The organism is Mucilaginibacter sp. SG564 (assembly GCF_013149275.1).
Classification (GTDB): Bacteria; Bacteroidota; Bacteroidia; order Sphingobacteriales; family Sphingobacteriaceae; genus Mucilaginibacter.
This window is the reverse complement of sequence record NZ_JABGNA010000006.1, coordinates 78,574-102,784: the sequence shown is the minus strand read 5'-3', so window position 1 is coordinate 102,784 and position 24,211 is coordinate 78,574. Positions and strand designations below refer to the sequence as shown.

Below are 24,211 nucleotides of genomic sequence, written 5' to 3'. Positions count from 1 at the left end.
CGATTACTTATGCGAGATATCAATATACATATGAAAAGTATCACCAAAGCCATTAACATATTTTCACTTTTGATATTAACAGGGTCATCATTGTATGCGCAACAAAACCACATGCAGTTATTTAATCTGAGTGATGTGCGCCTGTTGGAAAGCCCTTTTAAGCAAGCAGAACAGGTAGATTTAGATTATATTCTGAAAATAGAGCCAGACAGGTTGTTGGCTCCATACCTGCGCGAAGCCGGGCTTGTACCTAAAGCCCAAAGCTATGGAAATTGGGAAAATTCAGGTTTGGATGGACATACAGGCGGACACTACCTAACGGCCCTGGCACAGATGTATGCATCAGCCGGAAATATAGAATGCAAACGGAGATTAGACTACATGGTAGATGAACTGGCTCGCTGTCAGGAAAAAAACGGCAACGGTTATGTGGGTGGAGTTCCGGGGGGTAACAAAATGTGGGCGGAAGTAAAAACGGGCGGCCTTAGCGACTTTAATAAAAAGTGGGTGCCCTGGTATAATCTGCACAAAACATATGCAGGCTTACGTGATGCTTATTTGCTGGGAGGTAATGTAAAGGCGAAGTTGGTTTTTATTAAACTATGCGATTGGGCTGATGAGGAGGTAGCAGGGCTGAATACCGAACAAATGCAACGCATGCTGGCAACCGAACATGGCGGCATGAACGAAGTTATTGCGGACGCTTATGCAATTACCGGTGATAAAAAGTATCTGGCTCTGGCCGCCAAATTTTCGCACAAAGCATTATTAACCCCGCTGGAACACCATGAAGACCAACTTAGCGGACTACATGCCAATACGCAAATACCCAAGGTTATTGGGTTTGAGCGTATTGCCGAACTGGGTAATGATACGAGCTACAGCTCTGCAGCGAAATTTTTCTGGAATACTGTAGTAAATAAACGTACAATATCAATTGGAGGCAATAGCGTACGCGAGCACTTTAATCCGGTTGATAATTTTGATACAATGTTAGAGTCGGAGCAAGGGCCTGAAACCTGTAACAGTAACAATATGCTTAAGTTAAGTAAAATGCTGTTTGTTGATGATACCCGACTGGCTTATATTGATTTTTACGAGCGTTTACTGTACAACCATATTTTATCATCGCAGCACCCTGTTACCGGTGGTTTTGTTTATTTTACGCCCATACACCCGCAGCACTATCGCGTTTACTCAACCGCTGATCAGAGCTTTTGGTGCTGTGTTGGTACGGGTATGGAGAATCATGGAAAGTATGGTGAACTGATTTATTCACATAGAGGTGCCGAGCTATATGTGAATCTTTTTATCCCGTCTGTACTTAGCTGGAAGGAGAAAGGCCTTGAGGTTACACAACATACAAAGTTCCCCGACGAAGAAAATACCTCTCTGACACTAAAACTAAGTCGTCCGGGTAAATTTGCTATCTATATACGTAAACCTGATTGGTTGAAATCAAGTGGATTTTATGTTACTATCAACAACCAGTCTGTTACAACCACCGGGAATAGCGAAGGTTATATAAAGTTATCGCGTACCTGGAAAACTGGTGACCATATAGTTGTCTCGTTGCCGATGAAGAACTACGTGGAGCATCTTCCGAATAATTCTGCCTGGGTATCATTTCTGCACGGGCCGATTGTGCTAGCATCACAAACAGATACCACCAAACTTGTTGGCCTGTTTGCAGACGATAGCCGTTGGGGGCACATTGCAGGAGGGCCGCTGTATTCACTATCCAATTCACCATTGCTGGCCAGCAATAACAATGACCTGAGTGCCAAAATTAAAACGGTTGCCGGCGCTGCACCTTTAACTTATCAGATAAGTGATCATATCGTTCAACCTCAATTTAAAAACCTTAAACTGATACCGTTTTATAAACTGCATGACAGCCGGTATATGCTATACTGGCCGGTGGCAAAACCCGATAGCATACAGCAAAAAGAGCAGGAACTTGCATGGTTAGACGAACGTTATATAAAACTGGCCGGTCGTTCGGTTGACGCCGTAGCACCTGGTGAACAGCAGCCGGAAAACGACCACGGTATCATGGCCGAAAAATCAGAAACAGGTATATTCAGAAATTTGCACTGGCGAAATGCAGCCGATTTCTTCAGCTACCGCATGCGTTTCAATAGCGCCGTAAAAATGCTGCGCATAAGTTGTTATGGAAAGGAAAGCGGGGAGTTTGATATTTACCTGAATGATTTTAAACTGACACATGTTTCGTTGGACGGAACGGGGCCGGACGCTTTTATTGCTAAGGAATATACGATACCTGAAAGTGTTAAAACCAATGAAAAAAACATGGTAGTGAAGTTTGTAGCCTCGGGCGGTAAAAAAACTGCCGCTATTTACGATGTACGCCTGATGCGATAAAATTATTGCATTTATATACCGTCTTAATGTGCCGACATAAATAGATTAAATCAGCCGAGCACTCTTTAACATTTGTGACTACTATTTGAACAATTCTCCTATTGATCTGAGTTATGGATAGGTAAGTTTGATCGGCCGTCATTCAGTCCTCCCTTAACCTTAATATTAATGAGGGAACCGGAGTGGTGGTTTTTATACCGAACTGATCATTACTAACAGCTCCTATAATATGAGAAAAGACCAACTTTTGATTTTTAAAATTTCATCATTATTTACCTTAAGGCAAAACAAGTTAATACACAAAAAAAAGGCCGAGAGTTATCACTTTTTCAGAAGTGATAAATTAAAGTATACAGCGCTTTTTGTCTTTTCGTTATTTGAGCTCTCTGTCGCATTCGGGCAGGCTCCTGATGATAAAAAAGCGATTAAACCTGCTTATCAATCAGGCGTCTACAGGAACCTTTTCAAGGAAGCTGGATACGCTCAGAAGGAAATTGATCAAAAGGTTGAGAAGGCATATCATGATGTATTTGAGGGAGCTCATAAGGTGTACTTTGAAGTTGGTGATTCTTTAGGTTATGTGTGTGATGTAAAGAACCATGATGCTCGGACTGAAGGACTTTCGTATGGGATGATGATAGCTGTTCAGCTGAATAAAAAAGATGTTTTTGATAGAATATGGCGCTGGTCAAAAAAATATCTGCAGCATCGGGACGGGCCGCGTGAGGGTTATTTTGCCTGGAGCATCAGCCCCCAAACCAGGAAGCGTAATTCAGAGGGATCTGCATCTGATGGTGAGTTGTATTTTATTACAAGCTTGTTGTTTGCATCAAACCGATGGGGTAATAATACAGGTATCGATTATTATAAAGAGGCCCGGTATATATTAGATGCCATGTGGAAAAAAATGGGGAAGCTAATATTTATAATTTAATTAATACCGAACATAAACAGATCAGTTTTGTACCCGAAGGTACTAACTATAATTGGACAGACCCGTCATACCACTTACCCGCTTTTTACGAAGTATGGGCACTTTATGCGAAAGACGGGCATGAGCAGTTTTACAGGGATTGTGCCGATACGTCGCGAATGTTTTTACACAGGGCATGCGCTGCGTCAACTGGCCTTAACGCTGATTATACTGAATTTTCTGGAAAGCCACACAATACTTCCTGGATGCCTGCTGCCTTTAGGTATGATTCGTGGCGCGTGCCAATGAACATTGCAATGGATTATGTGTGGTTTGGAAAAGACAAGACATGGCAGCACGCATACGCAAACCTTTTTCAGGGTTTCCTTATATCAAAAGGGATAGATAAGTTTGAAGACCAATATAATCTTGACGGATCACGTCCAGATTTTATCCTGAAAGCTGGAAATGTTAAAAAGTTAAGGCATTCGCTTGGCTTAGTATCTACCGCCGGCACCGCGTCTTTGATGACTTTGGATAATAATAGCCTTGATTTTGTTCGTGCACTATGGACCGCTAAACTCGAACCTTATGATGATGGCTATTTTGATCCCTACTACGATGGTTTATTATATTTGTTCAGCCTGATGCATATGAGCGGAAAATACCAGATAATTAAGCCGAAATAAATTCTAAATTTATCAATAGTTTAAAGTACAGAAGGTCCGAGCGTATTTTGTAAGTTCAAACCTTTTGTACTTTAAACAGGTCAGGATTTCATTATTTTCTTCTGTTAAGTACCGGTGCCTTTTCCATAGTCAACGGATCAATACTTTCCAGGTATTGGAGGTCATATATAGGGCGTTCTAAATCTGATGGAAACGGCAGCTTGCTGTATTGTTGAAAGTATAATAAACAGGCATCTTTATACACCTGTGCATCATGGCATTGTTTTCTCAATTTGCTTTGAACTTCTTCAAATCGTTGCTGGTCAACATAAGGTTGCAAATTATCCCATTCCTTTTGAAAATCCCGCACGGAGGCTACTCCGTTTTGATAATGATGGCAAAGTTCTTCCCATACCGTAGCGCCGCTCTTTAAACGGAAATCCCAACTTACATGATGAAACCATAAGAGGTATATTTCCGGACATGTTTTCAGATCGCTAAACTGGGTAGCCAAAGGTTCGTGATACTGTTGTATGGCACCGCTGCCCGATTGCGTACGATCAAATCCAATCCCATCTGGGGCGGCTTTGTGATAGTAGGGGGGAGTCCAGTCGGTTCTGACATTTTTAGGAGCATACCAGGGCCCAGGGCCATAATGACGGAAAGCACTAAATAAGTGGTGAAGGCCTAAAGGCATCATGTAATTGACGGCTGCTTCCCGGCTCGTCAGCATGATATTTTTCACACGGGTTAAAAAGTTATTATTCCAATCAGTTTTTTTAAAAGCAGGCTGGTCTTTTGCTGTTAAAGGAGCAAAAGTAAGCTTTATCCATTCATCAGCAATTTGGGAGCTGTTTAATTGATTGTTCCAGGCCAGCCTGCCAAAAGCATACCAATTTGCCTGGTCAAAATTGCTGCCGCACCAATTACTATCTAAACCGATGTTTGAAACACCTGCTATAGCGGTGTATTGTTGCTTGTAAATGCTGCCATCTGTACAATGGGCAACGGTACTGCCTGCGCCTTGCTGGTAGGTGTCGCTTTTAAGCAGTTCTTCCCACATGCTGGCCAAAAACACCAGGTGTATATTTTCACCAAGGTATTCTTTGGTAACTTGAAGTTCAGGCATGATGGCTGTTTTTTTCAAAGCACCAAAAAGGGGGCTAAATGGTTCTCTGGGCTGAAAATCTACCGGTCCGTTTTTAACTTGTATGATCACATTAGAACGAAATTGGCCATCAAACGGCATAAACTCTGAATACGCCTGTTTTGCCCTGTCATGCTCATTAGCGTTATAAACAAATGCGCGCCACATCACAATTCCGCCGTAGGGTTTCAACGCATCAGCGAACATATTCGCGCCATCAACATGTGTGCGTTTGTAATCCTGAGGACCGGGTTGCCCCTCACTGTTGGCTTTAATTAAAAAACCACCAAAATCAGGAATGATCTTATAAATCTCTTTGACTTTATTATTCCACCACGCAATTACCGCCGGGTCTAAAGGGTCGGCGGTTTTTAACTTTCCAAGACTAATTGGTGAAGCGAAATTGGCAGATAAATAGGTCTTTATTCCATATGTTCTAAGAACATCAGCTATTTCCTTTACCTTTTTTAAATATGGTTCTGTGAGTACCCTGGGTGAAGCGTTTACATTATTTAAAACTGCACCATTAATACCTATCGAAGCATCAGCCCGGGCATATTCTAACCATAGCTTTTTATCATCAAGGGTAACCGTTAATGAATCTTCCTTACGCCAAAAAATAGAGTTACCTGCATACCCCCGTTCAATGGAGCCATCGGGATTATCCCAATGATCAAGAATCCTGCGCTGGTAGGATGGATTAGAAGTTATCGAAAGTTCCTGTCCTGTTTGCTGCCTGCGCAAAAAATCAAACACCCCATATAATGCACCCGTAGCCGTATTAGCCTGAATTAAATGGGGGCTCAGTTTATAACCATCTTGCTGAAGCGAGCGATCCGTTTTGATCATAATGTTGACGGTTTCACCCGCTCCGCCAGACCAGCCTGCTTTGAGTTCGTGAACGGCTATCTGAGCTGTTTGTGATTTGTTATTACAAATTACCTTAATAGGGTTTACCTGTTTATTTCTTAACCAAAGTTCATGGCCATTATCTGCAAATAATGATTGAGCAGAGAATAACAGGAACAGTGCCGCTGAGAAAAGCCTGCGGTAAGGTTTGAAAGAAAAAACGGCCTTTGCCTTGGGTTGTGTAAATATAATCATTTGATGTTGCTTGATAATTCAATGATATATACAATGACGAAAACTCAATATCACATATGTGTGAAATAACAGAACAAATGTATTTAAACAATAATAGTCTGTTAAGCACATCATCTTAGCATTATAGCATAAATGACAACCTGAAATGTTGTTTTGAACATTTGTACTAAGGCATTGAATAAGTAAGGCAGATATAATTGAAAAATACCGGTTTCTTTGAATTAAGGTTAATGGCAATCATAAGCAGTGTAATTGAGAGATGAAAGTAACGATGTTGTATATTTTCAATTTAAAAGCTTATGATCTGATCATAAACTAATAACTTGTACCATATGATTTTACTGACATTGAGAAAAGCATTAATATTAATAATATTATTTACAATATTAGTTTCATCTTTTACCTGGGCTCAGAGTAATAAACCGGTTTCGCCGGATAATCGTTGTAGGTTATGGTATTCAAAACCAGCTACAAGCTGGAATGAAGCATTACCTATAGGCAATGGTTATATTGGTGGAATGATATTTGGCAACGCACAACAGGAGCGTGTACAACTTAATGAGTCCACCATATGGGGAGGCGGCCCTAACAATAATATTGACTCTGCTGCAAAACCTCATATCGAAGAAATACGTGCACTTCTTTTTCAGAAAAAATATGAGGAAGCCCAGGCGGCTGCCAACAAATATCTGGGGCCTAAAGGCAATAGTGGTATGCCTTACCAGTTAGCGGGTAATTTATATATTGATTTTCCGGCCCAACCCGAAGTGAAAAATTATTATCGTGATCTGGATATAAAAAACGCGTTAGCTACGGTGCATTACAATTCGGAAGGAGTGGAATATAAACGAGAGTATTTCACCTCCTTTAAACAAAATGTACTCTTGGTACGCCTTACAGCTAGTAAGCCAGGTATGATCAATTGTAAGGTGAGACTACAAAGTCCACTCAAACAAGCTATTTCTTCCACAAAAAATGAACTGATTTTGTCGGGCAAAGGCAGCGATCATGAAAATCAAAAAGGACAGGTTAAATTTAATGTAGTAACACGGGTTAAAACTGCCCGGGGAACTATTGCTGCGGATACCTCGGGTATCAATATCGCACATGCCGATACGGCGGTCATATACCTGTCTATAGCAACTAATTTTGTAAATTATCATGACCTGTCAGGTAATGCTCTACATAGGGCGCAACAAACTATGCAGGCAGCTTATCCTAAGAATTACAGTACTTTATTAAGTTCGAATACCAAGTTTTACAGATCATATTTTGATCGTGTAAAGCTTGATCTGGGAATTACGAATGCCATAAACCAGCCTACTGATGTTCGGATACAAAACTTTGCAGGAAATGACGATGCACAACTGGCAGAGCTGTATTTTCAGTTTGGACGTTATCTGCTCATTTGTTCATCTCAACCTGGTTCGCAGCCTGCTAATCTGCAGGGTATATGGAATGGAGAGTTAAAGGGACCCTGGGATAGCAAATACACGGTTAATATTAATACCGAGATGAACTACTGGCCAAGCGAGCCTACTCAGTTGTCTGAATTGGGTAATCCATTATTCAGGATGATCAAGGATTTATCAATCACCGGGAAGTCTACAGCTAAGGAAATGTACGGCGCCAAAGGCTGGATGCTTCACCATAACACAGACATATGGCGCATTAACGGTATAGTTGACGGTGCTTTCTGGGGTTTATGGCCTACAGCAAACGCCTGGCTTTGTCAACATTTATGGGAGCATTACCTTTACACAGGCGACAAAGAATTTCTGAAACAGTACTATCCAATAATGAAAGGAGCAGCGGAGTACTTTGTAGATGTTTTACAGAAAGAGCCGGATCATGGCTGGCTTGTGGTAAGCCCTTCCGTTTCACCTGAACATGAATATATAACCGGAAAAAATCAAGTGTCGGTTACCGCTGGTGCTACAATGGATAATCAATTGGTTTACGGATTGTTTACTGATGTTATTTATGCTGCTGCCGACTTGAAAACGGATAAGGCATTTGCTGATTCGTTGTTAGGCATTCGGGCAAAATTACCGTCAATGCAGGTTGGTCAGTACGGGCAATTACAAGAATGGCTTGAAGATTTTGACCGCACAAATGATGATCACCGGCATGTTTCACATCTTTATGGGCTTTTCCCGGGTAATCAAATTTCTCCATTTTTACATCCGGAATTGTTTGCCGCAGTCAAAAATTCGCTCATATATCGTGGGGATGTTTCAACCGGATGGTCAATGGCCTGGAAAATAAACTTGTGGGCACGTTTGCTTGATGGCAATCATGCATATAAATTGATAAAAGATCAGATTAAACCTGTCACTGCCAGATCTGGAGGTACTTATCCTAATTTGTTTGACGCGCATCCGCCATTTCAAATAGATGGTAATTTCGGATGCACATCCGGAATAACTGAAATGTTGATGCAAAGCCATGATGGCGCTATTTACCTGCTACCTGCTTTACCTGATGACTGGCGTAAAGGCAGTGTTTCCGGTTTAACAGCCCGTGGAGGATTTAAGATTGTTATGGCCTGGTCAGGTCATAAGTTAACCAAGCTTGTTATACATTCCAGTCTTGGAGGCAATTGCAGGTTACGTATTAACGAGTTATTGAATAACCCGATGCTAAAAAAAGCAATCGGAGCTAACAAGAACACGTTTTATCGCATAACAGCTATTGCTTCGCCAATTATTAAAAAGAATAATAAAGACCTCAATATAAAAATTCCGGAAAGTCATTTATATGACTTCAATACTATGCCCGGAAAAACTTATCAAATACTATAATCCATAGTAAAACCTGATATACTAAAGCATGGGAATACCAGGGTCTTTCCATGCTAAATGGGTATTGGTTAACATTTGTCCTATTAATAAGTCGATTCGTGACAGCTATCCATGCTGCCCGGTCATAATTTCGCTCCGGTTGTTTGATTCTTCAATAGTATTAAGACCTGGAAAGTAATGAAATTAAAACCGCTTTTGATTATAGCATTGGTACTGCTCTATGCAAAACCAGCGCTGGCACAGGATAAAAACTTCTATCTGTTTATTTGTTTTGGTCAATCAAATATGGAGGGGAATGCGAAGATTCAACCGCAGGACACTACGGTTCATCCGCGGTTTCAGGTATTGGAAACAGTCGACTGTCCTGCGCTGAAACGTACTAAAGGAAATTGGTATCCGGCAGTTCCTCCTTTAGCCCGTTGTAACACGGGGCTTACCCCAGCCGATTATTTCGGCCGAACGTTAGTTGCAAGTTTGCCTTCAAATATCAAAATAGGGATAATTAATGTATCTGTAGCTGGCTGTAAAATTGAGCTGTTTGATAAAGATAATTATGCAAGCTATGCCGCTACCGCCCCATCCTGGATGGCAGGTATTATCAATGAATATGGCGGAAACCCTTACGCTCATTTAGTTGAAATGGCAAAAATAGCTCAACAACATGGCGTTATTAAAGGTGTGCTCTTGCATCAGGGCGAATCAAACACGAATGATAGTCTTTGGACGCAAAAAGTAAAAGGTATTTACAGTAATCTGATGAAAGACCTGCACCTTAAACCCCAAAAAGTTCCTTTGCTGGCAGGGGAGCTCGTGAACGCCGATCAGGGCGGCAAATGCGCTGCGATGAATAACATTATTGCCAAACTACCCGGAGTTATCCCAAACTCCTTTGTTATTCCATCCAACGGCTGCCCTTGTGCTCCTGATAAACTGCATTTTACAGCCGAAGGCTACAGGATTTTAGGACGGCGTTATGCAGAACAAATGCTTTCCATTCTTGGGTATAAAATTAAATCTGATAACCGATATGATCCGGTGTTTTGATAAACAGCTGTCTTTGGTCAACCGATATAACTAAATATAAAAATGAAACAAACCCAATTTAAACTAACCCTCTTTTTAATCGCCGCAGCATTTATGGTCAATAGTGCCGGAGCACAAACTACGCAGAAACAGCAATTTTTATCACCACCGTTGATAAAATCCATTTACACCGCTGATCCCTCGGCACATGTTTTCAATGGTAAAATATACATATATCCATCTCATGATATTGAAGCCGGTATATCAGAAAACGATAGTGGTGATCATTTCGCGATGAGAGATTATCATATTTTATCAATGAACAGTATTACCGATCCGGTAACCGATCATGGTGTAGCGTTAGATATTAAGAATATACCCTGGGCCGGGCGGCAACTGTGGGCACCGGATTGTGCTTATAAAAACGGTGTATACTATTTATATTTCCCAGTTAAAGACAAAAATGATGTCTTTCGTATTGGTGTAGCTACTTCTAAAGATCCTGCCGGGCCTTTTAAAGCAGAACCGCAACCCATAAAAGGAAGTTATAGTATAGACCCTGCAGTATTTACAGATACGGACAGGCAGAGCTACATGTACTTTGGCGGTATTTGGGGTGGGCAATTGCAGCGTTGGGCAACGGGTAAATACGAGTCAAATGGTTCCAAAACAGATCTTCAACAGGATAATATGCCTGCACTCAGTTGTAAAGTGGTGAAACTAAATCAGAATATGAAGGAGTTTGACGGACCGGTACATGACGTGGTTATTTTGGATAATTCGGGCAAGCCATTGTTGGGGAAAGATCATGACAGACGCTTTTTTGAAGGGTCATGGATGCATAAATACAATGGTAAATATTATTTTACCTATTCTACCGGCGATACACATTACCTGGCGTATGCTATTGGCGATAAGCCATTCGGCCCATTCCGTTATAAGGGAATATTTTTGAAACCTGTACAAGGATGGACTACACACCATTCTATAGTTGAGTTTAAAGAAAAATGGTATTTGTTTTATCATGATACAGAACTATCCGGGAAAACCCATCTCAGAAACGTTAAAGTAACTCCGCTTGAACATCGCCCTGATGGCAGTATCGCCATGATCGACCCTTTTAGATCAAAGTAAACGATATGGCGATAATAAAAGCAATAAGGGTAAATCTGCTTATTTTAAGTGTGGCGCTAATTTGCCCTCTTTTGGTGAAGGCCGAGGTGCGTTTGCCACAGCTTATCAGCAGTAACATGATCTTACAGCGCAATACTAAACTCAAAATATGGGGATGGGCAACTCCAAAAGAAAAAGTTGCCGTTGCATTTAATGGAAAGGTTTATAAAACCATAACACAGCCAGACAGCAGCTGGATGGTTGTGTTGCCGGCCATGAAAGCAGGGGGGCCATATAAGATGACTGTTGCAGGATCAAACAAGATAGAACTTACAGATATTTTGTTGGGCGATGTCTGGTTTTGTTCAGGGCAATCTAACATGGTGAACCCGATAGAACGGGTTAAAGAAAAATATCCGGATGATGTTGAGAGTGCAAATTATCCCGAAATAAGGAACTTTTTTATCCCTACAGCTGCTGACGTTAGGGCTATTCACAAAGACCTACCACCTGGTAAATGGATAAAAACCGACCCTAAAACAGTAATGGCATTCGGTTCCGCATCCTACTTTTTTGCGCGGGACCTCTATCAACGCTATCACGTACCTATTGGGATTATCAATTCCAGTGTTGGAGGAACACCTATTCAAGCCTGGATAAATGAAGATGCGATAAAAGGAGTAGGGAACTATGCGCTCCGGTTGGCTCAATTCAGAGATTCTGCCTTTTTGAAGAATGCCATGCGCCCCAGGCGGCAAACCATGATTGAAACGCGGGTTAAACCTGTTGACCAGGGGATGGCTGGAGAAATTAAATGGTACGATACCAACTATCAGCCTAAACACTGGCATAAATTTTGGCTCCCGGGTTATTGGGCAGATCAGGGTGTGAAAGGGCTTAATGGAATAGTGTGGTTCAGGAAAGAAATATCGGTGCCGCCGCAGATGGTGGGGAAACCCGCGAAGCTATTCCTCGGTCGCATTATAGACGCAGATGAAACTTATGTTAACGGTCAGCAGGTTGGAAATATCACCTACCAATATCCACCCCGGCGTTATGTGATTCCTGCGGGTGTTCTTAAGCCGGGGAAAAACTTAATTGTAGTAAGGGTTACCAATACTGCAGGAAAGGGTGGCTTTGTACCTGATAAAAGATATGAATTAACGGATGATGTTCATAGTATCGATCTGCGGGGAGATTGGGAATACCAGGTTGGGTTGGTTTATCCCCCGCGTCGTGGATTGCAGGAGAGTAATAGCTTTTTTAATGCCCAAAATGAACCAACGGGCCTTTATAATACAATGGTTGCCCCCGCTATTAATTATGGTATAAAAGGCGTTGTTTGGTATCAGGGAGAGGCAAATGTAGGTACAGCTAATTATTCAAATCTGTTATCTGCGTTAATTAAGGGCTGGCGTAAGGTTTGGGATAACGAGAAATTGCCTTTTTTAGTAGTTCAGTTGCCCAATTACGGAGAGGTAGAGTACTCGCCTAATAACAGCCAATGGGCAGAGATCCGGGAAGCTCAGCTTAAAGCATTGTCAATTCCGAATACAGGAATTGCAGTTGCTATTGATGCCGGCGAATGGAACGACATACATCCGCTTGATAAAAAGGATGTGGGGAACCGATTGGCATTAGCGGCGGAAAAGGTTGGTTATAATGAAAATGATATTGTTTATTCCGGGCCTATTTTTGATTCGGCACAGATAGAAGGCAATCATATCATATTAACTTTTCGTAATACCGGAGGGGGGTTAATTGCTAAAGGAGACGAACCACTTTCCAGGTTTGCAATTGCCGGAGCGGATAAGAAATTTGTTTGGGCTATTGCCCATATAGAGAACGATAAAGTAGTTGTAAGCAATCCGGAAATTGATCATCCGCTTTATGTTAGATATGCCTGGGCTGATAACCCGGAGGGTGCCAACCTCTATAACAAGGAGGGCTTACCCGCGTCGCCTTTCCGAACAGATCAGCCTTAACATTAGGAATAAGCATCAAAGTAATTAAATTCTGATAAACAAAAGCCCTGCTGTAGCAGCTACAGCAGGGCTTTTGTTTGTTAAATAATCAAACTACTTTCGCACAGGTGGCCCCAAATAACTGGATTTCATTCCGCCGAAATCTACTGCTATTTTCTCAAGTACAACAGCCGGGTCAATCACCCAGAATTTTAAAGTATGTGTACCCGCACTAGCAATATGATGCTGAGTAATGAACTTTCGTATATTGTCAGATACCATCGCTGCCCAGTCTCGGCTGTCAACTTTGGGCGTAATCTTTACTTTTTGCGGAAGTTCATCATCGAACGATATGCCGTAGTAAAGGCCGTCGCCGTTCCTGAAATCCAAAGTTGGCGAAATGAAACAGGTTACAGATACCTTACCGGTATCAGGTATTGCGATTTTATATTCCAGATGAGCTGTGTTTTTTCTTGGCTCTAATCGTTTAGCGCTAACCGGCCAGCTTGTAACACCTGATAACGTATTGCCATAATCTGGTATAGTTATCCAGCTTGTTAAAGCATTACTTACCGCTTTGTCATAATGTTGCGCTTCAGTAGCAAAATAACCATTGTGGCCTTCTGGTACAGGCAAGCTTGCCATCTTGATCTGTTCGGTTTCGGCGCTATTTTTTACATCAGAAGGTTTGCTATCATTGTTAAAAGTCAGGAGAGCAGGCATCCGGTTATTTTTTGGGTCGGACCAGCTGACATAACCAATGTGGGTTTGATCCATCATATGATTCCATTTACCGCCTGCCAGCTCGGTATTATAATAAGCTGATATCTGCGCATCTTTGTCAAATAACATTTTAACTTTAATTGCGGCTGCATTTGCCCTAATACTATCTTGTTGCCTGGCGAAAAAAATATTTTTTGCTGTTTCCAGATACATCTCGTTCAGGTTTGCGCAAGCCTCAACGGGATGTAACACCAATTCATAAAAGGCGTCTTTATCCTTAGAGGGTAGTATGCCACTTAGTTGTTTGGCTTCCTCTTTCAGTTGGTTATAATCGTCAACAACTCGTTGGAATTCATCGTAATTGGTTAAATTATAGGTGTTTTGATCCAGTAGCTCAGGTTTCCGCCGTGCGTTGTATCGGGTGTAACGGCTAATCATAGATGCAATTTGTTCAGCATGATCTTTACCAAATTGCTGGGCTGCCCAGTAAACAGCATAGTCGTGAAGTTTTGTGACTGGCCACTTATCCGGATTCCAGGCATAATCAAGGAAAAAGCTGATAGGGTATTCCATCGGCTTCAGATCGCCTACATTTACCACCCAAATTTGCCTGGCATTATAAGTGCAAGCCAGGTGCATCTGCTCCCATGTTTTTGCAATGGTATTGGTGTTGAGCCACTTGTAATTACGTGGCCCACCCACATAGTCAAAATGGTAGTAAATGCCGTAACCGCCTTTCCGGGGTTTTTCAGTAAGCGAAGGTAATTTACGTATGTTCCCCCAGTTATCGTCACATAATAATAGGGTCACGTCATCAGGCACGCGCATACCTTTATCATAATACTCCTGCACCTCCTTATACAGCGCCCATATCTGCGGTACAGTAGCTGCATCTCTTTTTAAAACTTCACTGATAATTTGTCGCTGATCTTTAACAATGTTTTCTAACAGATCAATGTTACTGCCTTCTGTCATAGGTTTATCTCCATCGCCCCGCATCCCAATAGTGACAATCGTTTCGCTGTTTCCCATGTTTTCTATACCTTTTCTCCAGAAATCCTTCAATACATCCTTGTTCATTTCATAATTCCATTCTCCTTTGCCGTATTTTTTCCATTCCTGTTGCGCCCGGTCCATTGGTTCGTGGTGCGAAGTACCCATTACAATTCCATAATCATCGGCTAAGCCGCGGTCAAGTTTATCATCATCATTAAAGGCACGCCCCCACATTGCAGGCCATAAATAGTTGCCTTTTAGCCGAAGAATCAGTTCAAATATCTTTTCGTAAACAAAATGGTTCACACCACCGAATTTCTGCTGTGCCCAGCCAGAAAATGCCGGTGCTTCATCGTTAATAAAGATGCCACGATATTTAACAGCGGGTGTACCGTCAGTATGCCGGATGGGTTTAACATAAATAGCCGATTTTGTTTTGGGAGATACATCGGCCCACCAGTACCAGGGAGATACACCTATTTGGGCAGATAAATCATAAATGCCGTAAATCGTCCCTCGTTTATCGCTACCGGCAATAACAAGTGCATCATCAACGCCTTTAAAGGGATGAGAAATAGTCTGGATCACATAGGTTTCCCATTTGCCGGTAACTTGGTTAACATCCAGCTTTTTGGTTTTTATCAGTTTATCGATCGTTGCATTTTTGCCAATAGTGCCGATAATAATTACTTGTTTTTTATTTAGCGTAGTAAGCTGTTCCGGTTTAATACCGGAAACCTGCTGAATGTCATTTAAAAGACTATTAGCTGCTCGTTTAACGCCGGGCCAATCTTCGGCATCCACGAAAACCGGTGCGGCATTTCCATGATTGACAAGCGGAAAGAATCCTTTTCCGGCTTGCTGAGTAATGAAACTTTCATCTCCGGGAGTTTGCGACCGGGCAACGGTGTTTAATAAACAAAAAATGATAGTAAAAAGTAGTGTAAATAATTTTCCGCTCATAAGCTTTGAAGTCAATACGGTTAATAGTGATTTATCTGGCAGATTAATCTAAACGGTTGCTTGGGCGGGTATCTGGATTATTGGTAGGTGCAATATATTCATAAAAAAATATTCCACAATCGATTGTTTGTAATAAATATGATACTGTATATTTTGAATTGAGCGATAGTCAAATTGTTCTGTGTATGATTTTATTTTGATTCAAAATAAAAAATATTAACATAAATTCGTACTTTTCCTAACCTGCAATCGATTGCAGGTATAAACCAATTATTCAAACTTTTTTCGAAATGTACAGGCTTACCAGACTGTTTTTAATGGCATTTTTTGCATGCTGTGGGTTGTGTAAAAATGCTGCAGCACAGAATCCTTTCAACCTGACCTCATATACAGTTAAGGAAGGGCTTTCATCGAACACGGTAAACACCATTATTAAAGATAGATACGGACTAATGTGGTTCGGTACATCTAACGGGCTTACCAGGTTTGATGGAAGTAATTTTGTTAATTATCGTCATGAAGCAGGTAACAAAGTTAATCTCCCAGCTAATGAGGTGATGACGCTATGTGAAGATCATAACGGACGTCTTTGGGTTGGATTAAGTGGTAGCGGCGTGCGGTACTATGACAGAAAGTTTGACCGTTTTGAAGCTTACCTGGGAGATGGTTCATGGCCGGATATACAGAAAATGTCGGTTAGGGCTATGTATGAAGACCACCGTGGAATGATGTGGGTGGGTACATATGGGGAGTTAAGAATGATTGACTTACATACAGGGCATATCACCAAATTGCCGATTACTGAGGCCAATGGCGATAAAATTGAACAATTGGTAGTACTAAATTTATTTGAAGATAGCCGTAACCGGATGTGGGTAGGTACAAACCACGGACTTTTTTTGTATGACTGGAAGGCTAAAAGTTTTCAAAGATTTAAGTATGATGCAAATGTTGCCGGAAGTTTAAGTAGTGATATTGTTAAAGCTATTATTGAAGATAAAAATGGTAGTATATGGATTGGCACTTATAATGGTTTGAATAAGATGACCGGAACAGGAGCTTTTGTGACCTATACCGATAAGCAGCCTAATGGTTTGAGCAATAATGCAATTTTTACGGCAAGTGTAGATAATGATGGCAGGATTTGGCTGGGCACTGAAGACGGAATAAATATTTTTGATCCCCGCTCAGCTTCATTTCAGGTATTAAGGCCTGATCCGCGCAATTCTTTCAGCCTTAAGAGCAACTCTATACGAAGTTTCTACTTTGATAAAAACGGGATATACTGGATCGGGACTTATAGTGGAGGAATTAGTAAATATGACGAACATCTTGCACTTTTAAATCTTAAACAGAGCAACCCTTTTGATCCATCAGGTCTTAAGTCTCCTTTTGTTACCTCGTTTGCCGAATATAAAAATGGACAAATCTTTATAGGAACTGATGGTGGCGGGCTCGAAATATTTAATAAGAATACAGGTCTGATGACCCCCTTTCAGATTAAAAGTATACTTGATCCTTTACGACGGGATTTAACCATAATGACACTTTTTATGGACAGCAAGGGCCGGTTATGGGCTGGAACTTATCGTAATGGGCTTTTTTGTATTGATCCGGGTACAGGAAAGTACAGGCAGTTTATTTATGATGGAACCGAACAGGGGGTGAGTCAAAATGAAATAACATCAATTGCTGAAGACAAGGCCGGTCATTTATGGATTGGCACACTGGCGCATGGTGTGGATATTTATGACCCCCAAACAGATTTATTTGCCCATATAAGCAGTAAAAATAAAGCAAATGACCAATACCCCCGGCTTCCGTTAAATGATTACATCACATCACTGACATCGCTACCTAACGGTGATTTGTGCATAGGATCGATGGGAAGTGGTATTGCAGTTTATCAGCAACAAACACGAACTTTTAAACATTATGATAAGGAGAACAGCGGCTTAGCTGACGGTGTAGTTTCAAACGTATTGAGTGCAAGTGACCATTCATTATGGGTTGGTACCAACGGAGGCCTCTGCGTTTTAAATACTAAAACAGGTAGATTTACGACCTACAGCGAAAAAGAAGGTTTGGCAAATGCTTACGTGAAAGCAATTTTGGAAGATAAAAGCCATATGCTTTGGGTAAGTACTGATCGTGGCATCAGTTCGTTTGAAAGGGATAAAAAGCTTTTCAAAAACCTTAATGGGGAAAATGGAGTTCAGCAAGGCTCTTTTATAAGTGGTTCGGCTTTAAAATTAAGTCATGGTGATTTGTTTTTTGGAGGTCAGGATGGCTTTAATTATTTTAATCCGGACAGGCTGCCATCTCCACCTTTGCCGGGAACCGTGCTGCTAAGTCAGTTAAAAGTTAATAATAATACCGTAACTCCTGACCGCACCGGTTCTTTAAAAGAGCAAATAAGCATCGCAAAACAAATAGAACTGCATTACGGCCAAAATTTTTCGTTAAGTTACATTGCCGTTGATTACACTGCTCCCAAGCAAAATCTGTATGCGTACCGTTTAATTGGGTATGACAAGGATTGGAACTTTGTTCACAATTCTACAACAGCGAGTTATACTAATATGGACCCGGGTACTTATGTTTTTCAGGTAAAATCCAGCAATAATAGTCGTCTGTGGAATACACCGGTAACCGAGATCAAGGTAATTATTTTACCACCTGTATGGCGTACAACTTTCGCTTATTGTATTTATGCTTTAATTATTCTGGGAAGTCTTTATTTTATCAGGCTTCGGGGAATAAATAAGTTACGCGAGGAATTCGAGACGCAACAGGAAAAGCTGCGCGTTCAACAAATGGTTGATGAGGAACGGAAGCAAGCAGAACGCTTACATGAGCTGGATTTGTTGAAGATCCGTTTTCTGACAGATCTGAGTCATGAATTCAGAACACCCATATCACTGGTGCTGGCTCCTGTAGAAAAATTACTTGGTAAAAGTTTCGGTGAAAGCGATAGGGGCGATATTCAAATGATTCATCGAAACGTTCGCCGGTTGCTTAATCTGGTTAACCAGTTACTGGATTTTCGTAAAATGGAAGAAAATGGTCTCAAACTTTGCCCTGTAAAAGGAGATATCATTAGCTTCATAACTGAAGCAGCAGAATCATTTAAGGATATTGCATTGAAGAAACATATCCGGTTATTGATCAATTCAACACACCAATGTCAGATGGCGTTATTTGATCATGATAAACTTGAAAGGATCATTTTCAATTTACTCTCCAATGCATTCAAGTTTGCGGCTGATGGTGGGGCAGTGGTAATTGAAATTAATATATCAGAAAACGAAGGGAAGCCATTACTTAAATTTGAGATTGCCGATACAGGGATTGGTATCGCATTAGCGGATATAGGCCATATTTTTGACAGGTTCTATCAGTCTGATAAAGTTGGTTCGGTTTTAAACCAGGGAACAGGAATTGGATTGTCAATTACAAAAGAGTTTGTGCATTTAATGGATGGCGAAATTACAGTTGAAAGTGAGGTTGGAAAAGGTTCTAAATTTTTGGTGTCGTTACCGCTTACGTTTATACCGTTAGAAAAAGTTTCAACTGATGAGACAAATGAAATTTGCAATGATGAAATATCCATCGAAAACGACAACCTGGCAAATAGCTATGATACTAATACGCAAGGTAAAGAGCAATTAACAACAATATTGCTTGTTGAAGACAACGACGAGTTTCGGATTTATTTAGCAGACCATCTTAGAAAATACTTTCGGGTAATAGAAGCTGCTAATGGTAAAGAAGGATGGCAAAAAACGTTAAGTTCCCATCCGCAATTAGTTGTAAGCGACATCAGTATGCCATTAATGACAGGTATAGAACTTAGCCAAAAAATAAAATCAGATAAACGGACAAGCCACGTACCAATAATTATTCTGACGGCTATGATCGGTGAGGAAGAACAGTTGAAAGGGCTGCAGTCTGGTGCCAACGATTATTTGACAAAGCCTTTTAACTTTCAGATATTGCATACAAAAATCAATAACCTGCTTAATTTAAATAAGGCATTAAAGGATACTTATTCCAAACAAATTCAATTAGTTAGCGAGCAAGTAGAGATTGAATCCACAGACGTGAAGTTGCTTAATAATATCATGAAATATATTGAAGCCAACTTGAGTGAGTCTGAGTTATCTGTAGAAGATTTAAGTAAGCATATAGGAATGAGCAGAGGCTCTTTATATTATAAAGTTAGGGAACTCACAGGTTTATCCCCAATTGAGTACCTGCGTACTGTTAAACTTGAGAAAGCCGCGGTGTTACTGGAATCAAGTGGCTATAATGTTGCGCAAATTGCTTATATGACAGGATTTGGCACTCCAAGTTATTTCACAAGAATGTTTAAAGCCAAATTCGGAATTCTTCCATCTGATTATTTGAGTTCTAAAAAAAATGAACGACTTAAGGTAACAGCCGGTGAGCTGTTTGTTTAAAATTCTCATTTTAAAATAAACAGGCGAAATTGCGAGCCTGTATCTTTAAAATCCCAGTATTAAACATCTGTAGTAATGTTTTAGGCTAAATGAGCCATTGGTAATTATTACCTGGGGCTTATTTCGTATTGCAAAACCCTGGCTTCCCAAATAATCAAAATGGTTATGGTAATGTATCATCAAGTTATGATGCCGGATAAAATTTAAATGATGTGGAACGACATCTTCGTCGGAAATTCATACCGGGTCAAACAAGCCAAAAAATAGACGCAGATGGTCCGGAAACTATAATTAGTTGACATGTGTGCTATTGTTTTTTGATTTTAACTACTTAGTAATAAAGAAGTTATAGATTATTTTTGATCAAAATTGAAATGATTTGACTATTTTTTAATAAACATTTGTAGTAGCATTTTAGCAATCCATTATATAATAAATAATACAAACCATTGATCTTAGCTATCGGCTTCATAATAAATTCGTTACCCGGGGCCGCACAAAAAGTATAACCTAAAGTCAAATTTTTTTATTAACAGACAGCCGGCTTGATTGATTTGATTACTCAATCGATTGCGTTCAGTAAAAAGCTGTTTACCCGTCAAAATGCTTTATGATTTTGATGGGTGGAAAATTAAAGTTTTTAAAGTCTGTAAAGAGCCGTTTGCTTAAAGCCAATTGTCAAACCTGAATGCTTAAAGAAATATCGGGTAATAGTAACGATTAAAAACGGTACGGATAATTTATTAAACAATTTAAAACCCACTAAATCCTAATTATAAAGAATGGTGATCAGAGAATCAAATTGAACCACGAGTATAGAGATTCGGGCGAGGCCCGGGGATCTCGGATGAGAAACAATAATAAACCTTCAAAAATATTTTATGAAAAGATCAATACTAATCAAATATCTAAAACTCTACGTTTTGCTCTTTTTCTCATTAATTATAAGCATATCTGCTTTTGCGCAAACTAAGCGAATTACCGGTAAGGTAGTTGATGAGAAAAATCTGCCTTTACCCGGAGCCAGTATCAAGGCAAAATCTGGTAACGCTGCTGCGGTTACTGACGTTAATGGCGAATTTACCATAAACATGCCAGCAGGTGAAAATACACTCAAAGTGACGTTTATAGGTTATAATGATCAGGAGATACCTATCAAGGGACTTTCACATATTATCATTCATATGGGTACCAGCAGTAAAAATCTTGCTGATGTAGTTGTTATCGGTTATGGTACACAAAGGCGGGAAGCAGTTACGGGCTCGGTTTCGTCAATCAGCGGCGATAAAATACGCGACATACCCTCAGCTAACGTAAGCCAGGCAATACAAGGACGGTTACCGGGTGTTGAAGTTTCTCAAACCTCTACCAAACCAGGAGCAACAATGCAAATTCTTATTCGCGGGCAGCGTTCATTAACAGCAAGTAATGATCCGCTGATTGTTCTGGATGGAATACCTTTCACAGGATCGATTGCTGATATTAACCCGAACGACGTTAAAAGCATTGACATTTTAAAAGACGCATCGGCTACAGCAATTTATGGTTCACGTGGCGCTAATGGTGTCATTTTGATAACCACTAACCGGGGACAGATGGGAGGAGCGGCAAAAATAACTTATAATGGTTATTATGGTATTCAAACACTTTTTGCCCCCTATCCGATGATGAATGGACCCGAATTTGTTGCCATGAGAAAAGCTGCCGGCCTATATACTAATGGCGCGGATGAAAAGGACAACGTAAATATAGATTGGCAAAAGCTATTTTACAGAACCGGCGCGGTGTGGAGCAATGATGTAGGTGTATCAGGTGGTAGTCAAACCGGTAGCTACAATTTTGGCGGAGGTTATTACAAAAATCAGGGACTAATTCCTACGCAGCAATATACCCGCTATGCTATGCGCGGTTCGGTAGATCAAAATGTAGGCAGGTATTTTAAAGTAGGCTTTACCACTAATAACAACTATAACCTAACCGCGGGTAGTCAGATAGGGGTGGGTGGTGTTTTGGGCTTTACGCCAATAGCTGATCCATATAGTGCAGATGGTTCGCTGAAACGGACGATAAAAATGCCATTAACCGAAAGCTTTGTATTAACTAAAGGAATTATTAACAACTTACATGATCAATGGTTGAATGAAACCCGCGGTTATGCTACCTACAACTCTATTTATAGTGAAGTGAAAATTCCGTGGATAGAAGGGCTTAAATACCGTGTCAACCTCGGTTTGGATTATATTCAAAGTAATAATGGTGATTATACAGGCACTGGTATAAATAGCGCAACTGCAAACACCATTTCTACCGCAGATGTAGGTAATTCGGCGAAGTATCACTGGGCGCTTGAAAACTTACTGACCTATGATCATACATTTGCCCAAAAACACAATTTAAACGTAGTTGCACTATATTCATCTGAACAAACCCGATATAATAGTTCATCAATGTCGGCAAAAGGCATTCCGGCCGATGCTTTCCAATTCTACAATTTAGGCCAGTCTACTGGTGAGGTTAAAATTAATGACGGCAGTTATTACTTAAGTGGCCTGATGTCATACATGGGGCGTGTAATGTATTCATATGATGACAAATATTTAATATCAGCAACTATTCGTTCTGACGCATCTTCTGTTTTAGCCCCAGGGCATAAATGGCATACCTATCCGGCAATATCTGTAGGCTGGAATATGATGAATGAATCGTTTATGAAAGGTCTGACCTTTATGGATAATTTAAAGCTGCGTGTGGGTTATGGTCAAACATCTAACCAGGCCGTAAATGCCTATCAAACCCTTGGCGCTTTAACTACACGTTATTACAACTTTGGCGATGCCAATTATCAAAACGGCTATTATGTTAGCCAGCTACCAAATTCAGCCTTAGGTTGGGAGTATTCTGAGACCTGGAACTATGGTTTAGATTTCTCTATATTAAAACACCGTTTATCGGGTACGCTCGAATATTACACTACCCAAACTAAAGACATTTTACTTAGCGTAGGTTTGCCACCTACATCTGGCGTGGGTAGTTACGTTGCTAATATTGGACGAACACAGAACAAGGGTCTTGAGTTAAGTTTGAATGCCAATATCATCAACAAGGGCGGCTTTACCTGGGATTTTGGTGTCAACATTTATGGCAATCGCAACAAGCTGGTAGCTTTAGCATCCGGACAGACCCGGGATGAAGGGAACTCGTGGTTTGTTGGGCATAATATCAATTCCATATTTGATTATAAAAAAATTGGTATCTGGCAGGCTGGCGATCCAAACCTGAATATTCTGGAACCAGGTGGTAATGTAGGTATGATTAAAGTACTTTATACCGGACCTTATAACGCAAACGGGCAGCCAACAAGGGCAATTGGCCCAGATGACAGGCAAATCATTGATGTAGATCCCAAATTTCAGGGCGGTTTTAATACAAGAGTGGCTTATAAAGGATTTGATTTTACCATCATAGGCGCATATAAATATGGTGGCGTACTAATCAGTAGTTTATATGGTTCAGGCGGATATCTGGATTTATTGACAGGCCGCAGCAATAACGTAAATGTTGATTATTGGACCCCTCAAAATACCGGTGCCCAATTTCCGAAACCCGGTGGTATTACCAGTGGCGATAATCCGAAATATGGCAGTACACTGGGTTATTTTGATGCCTCATACCTGAAAATTCGGAGCATGAGCCTTGGATACGATTTTACTAAGTTGTTATCAAAACAATCTACCGTAAGGCTGCGCACCTATTTTACCGTTCAGAATCCATTTGTATTCTTCTCTCCATATCATAGAATATCGGGTATGGATCCGGAAACCAACTCTTATGGTAATGAGAATGCCGCCGTGCCACTTTCTCAGGCACAAAGGCGCTTCCTTACCATTGGTACAAACGCGCCTTCGACCCGCAATTATATTTTTGGTATGAGTATGACATTTTAAG

General features: G+C 40.7%; 11 protein-coding genes. 9 read left to right on the top strand and 2 right to left on the bottom strand.

Annotated features, from left to right (window positions below; translation table 11 throughout):
• Nucleotides 1-30 precede the first annotated feature (30 nt).
• The 3 genes from FHW89_RS14925 (at nucleotide 31) to FHW89_RS28655 (ending at nucleotide 3,987) form a co-directional block, all read left to right on the top strand.
• A complete protein-coding gene (locus tag FHW89_RS14925) occupies nucleotides 31-2,385 on the top strand; it encodes a glycoside hydrolase family 127 protein (protein WP_172335865.1) in 2,355 nt (784 codons plus the stop codon).
• 229 nt (nucleotides 2,386-2,614) lie between these two features.
• A complete protein-coding gene (locus tag FHW89_RS28660) occupies nucleotides 2,615-3,319 on the top strand; it encodes a glycosyl hydrolase family 8 (RefSeq protein ID WP_216650581.1) in 705 nt (234 codons plus the stop codon).
• On the top strand, nucleotides 3,283-3,987 hold the full coding sequence (locus FHW89_RS28655; RefSeq protein WP_216650580.1) for a glycosyl hydrolase family 8: 705 nt from the start codon (nucleotides 3,283-3,285) through the stop codon (nucleotides 3,985-3,987). The genes FHW89_RS28660 and FHW89_RS28655 overlap by 37 nt, the downstream gene beginning before the upstream one ends.
• Nucleotides 3,988-4,078: 91 nt before the next feature.
• On the opposite strand, the gene FHW89_RS14915 is transcribed toward FHW89_RS28655, so the two are convergent.
• The gene (locus FHW89_RS14915) at nucleotides 4,079-6,217 is read right to left on the bottom strand and encodes an alpha-glucuronidase (protein ID WP_172335864.1); all 2,139 of its coding nucleotides are present in this window, start codon (nucleotides 6,215-6,217) and stop codon (nucleotides 4,079-4,081) included.
• Nucleotides 6,218-6,549: 332 nt separating this feature from the next.
• On the opposite strand from FHW89_RS14915, the gene FHW89_RS14910 reads away from it, so the two are divergent.
• The 4 genes from FHW89_RS14910 to FHW89_RS14895 all read left to right on the top strand — a co-directional run bounded on the left by FHW89_RS14910 (nucleotide 6,550) and on the right by FHW89_RS14895 (nucleotide 13,142).
• Complete coding sequence (locus FHW89_RS14910; protein WP_172335863.1) at nucleotides 6,550-9,021, top strand: glycoside hydrolase N-terminal domain-containing protein; 2,472 nt, start codon at nucleotides 6,550-6,552, stop codon at nucleotides 9,019-9,021.
• Nucleotides 9,022-9,198: 177 nt separating this feature from the next.
• The gene (locus FHW89_RS14905; protein WP_172335862.1) at nucleotides 9,199-10,065 is read left to right on the top strand and encodes a sialate O-acetylesterase; all 867 of its coding nucleotides are present in this window, start codon (nucleotides 9,199-9,201) and stop codon (nucleotides 10,063-10,065) included.
• A 42-nt stretch (nucleotides 10,066-10,107) separates the two neighbouring features.
• Nucleotides 10,108-11,178 (top strand): glycoside hydrolase family 43 protein, encoded by a 1,071-nt coding sequence (locus FHW89_RS14900; protein WP_172335861.1) that lies wholly within the window; start codon nucleotides 10,108-10,110, stop codon nucleotides 11,176-11,178.
• 5 nt (nucleotides 11,179-11,183) lie between these two features.
• Nucleotides 11,184-13,142 (top strand): sialate O-acetylesterase, encoded by a 1,959-nt coding sequence (locus FHW89_RS14895; RefSeq protein ID WP_172335860.1) that lies wholly within the window; start codon nucleotides 11,184-11,186, stop codon nucleotides 13,140-13,142.
• A 93-nt stretch (nucleotides 13,143-13,235) separates the two neighbouring features.
• Here FHW89_RS14895 and FHW89_RS14890 read toward each other — a convergent pair whose 3' ends face one another.
• Nucleotides 13,236-15,803 carry a glycosyl hydrolase 115 family protein gene (locus tag FHW89_RS14890; RefSeq protein WP_172335859.1) on the bottom strand — a complete coding sequence of 856 codons (2,568 nt, stop codon included), beginning with the start codon at nucleotides 15,801-15,803 and terminating at the stop codon, nucleotides 13,236-13,238.
• A gap of 317 nt (nucleotides 15,804-16,120) precedes the next feature.
• Here FHW89_RS14890 and FHW89_RS14885 point away from each other — a divergent pair, with 317 nt between their 5' ends.
• Both FHW89_RS14885 and FHW89_RS14880 read left to right on the top strand, forming a co-directional pair.
• Nucleotides 16,121-20,266: a two-component regulator propeller domain-containing protein gene (locus FHW89_RS14885; RefSeq protein WP_172335858.1), complete on the top strand. Its 4,146-nt coding sequence runs from the start codon at nucleotides 16,121-16,123 to the stop codon at nucleotides 20,264-20,266.
• 881 nt (nucleotides 20,267-21,147) lie between these two features.
• The gene (locus FHW89_RS14880) at nucleotides 21,148-24,210 is read left to right on the top strand and encodes a TonB-dependent receptor (protein WP_172335857.1); all 3,063 of its coding nucleotides are present in this window, start codon (nucleotides 21,148-21,150) and stop codon (nucleotides 24,208-24,210) included.
• The last annotated feature ends 1 nt before the right edge of the window (nucleotide 24,211 follow it).

Bases quoted from the DNA above. Each gene is read 5' to 3' on its own strand.
- FHW89_RS14925 (WP_172335865.1), top strand. From the start codon at position 31: ATGAAAAGTATCACCAAAGCCATTAACATATTTTCACTTTTGATATTA.
- FHW89_RS28660 (WP_216650581.1), top strand. From the start codon at position 2,615: ATGAGAAAAGACCAACTTTTGATTTTTAAAATTTCATCATTATTTACC.
- FHW89_RS14915 (WP_172335864.1), bottom strand. From the start codon at position 6,217: ATGATTATATTTACACAACCCAAGGCAAAGGCCGTTTTTTCTTTCAAA.
- FHW89_RS14910 (WP_172335863.1), top strand. From the start codon at position 6,550: ATGATTTTACTGACATTGAGAAAAGCATTAATATTAATAATATTATTT.
- FHW89_RS14905 (WP_172335862.1), top strand. From the start codon at position 9,199: ATGAAATTAAAACCGCTTTTGATTATAGCATTGGTACTGCTCTATGCA.
- FHW89_RS14900 (WP_172335861.1), top strand. From the start codon at position 10,108: ATGAAACAAACCCAATTTAAACTAACCCTCTTTTTAATCGCCGCAGCA.
- FHW89_RS14895 (WP_172335860.1), top strand. From the start codon at position 11,184: ATGGCGATAATAAAAGCAATAAGGGTAAATCTGCTTATTTTAAGTGTG.
- FHW89_RS14890 (WP_172335859.1), bottom strand. From the start codon at position 15,803: ATGAGCGGAAAATTATTTACACTACTTTTTACTATCATTTTTTGTTTA.
- FHW89_RS14885 (WP_172335858.1), top strand. From the start codon at position 16,121: ATGGCATTTTTTGCATGCTGTGGGTTGTGTAAAAATGCTGCAGCACAG.
- FHW89_RS14880 (WP_172335857.1), top strand. From the start codon at position 21,148: ATGAAAAGATCAATACTAATCAAATATCTAAAACTCTACGTTTTGCTC.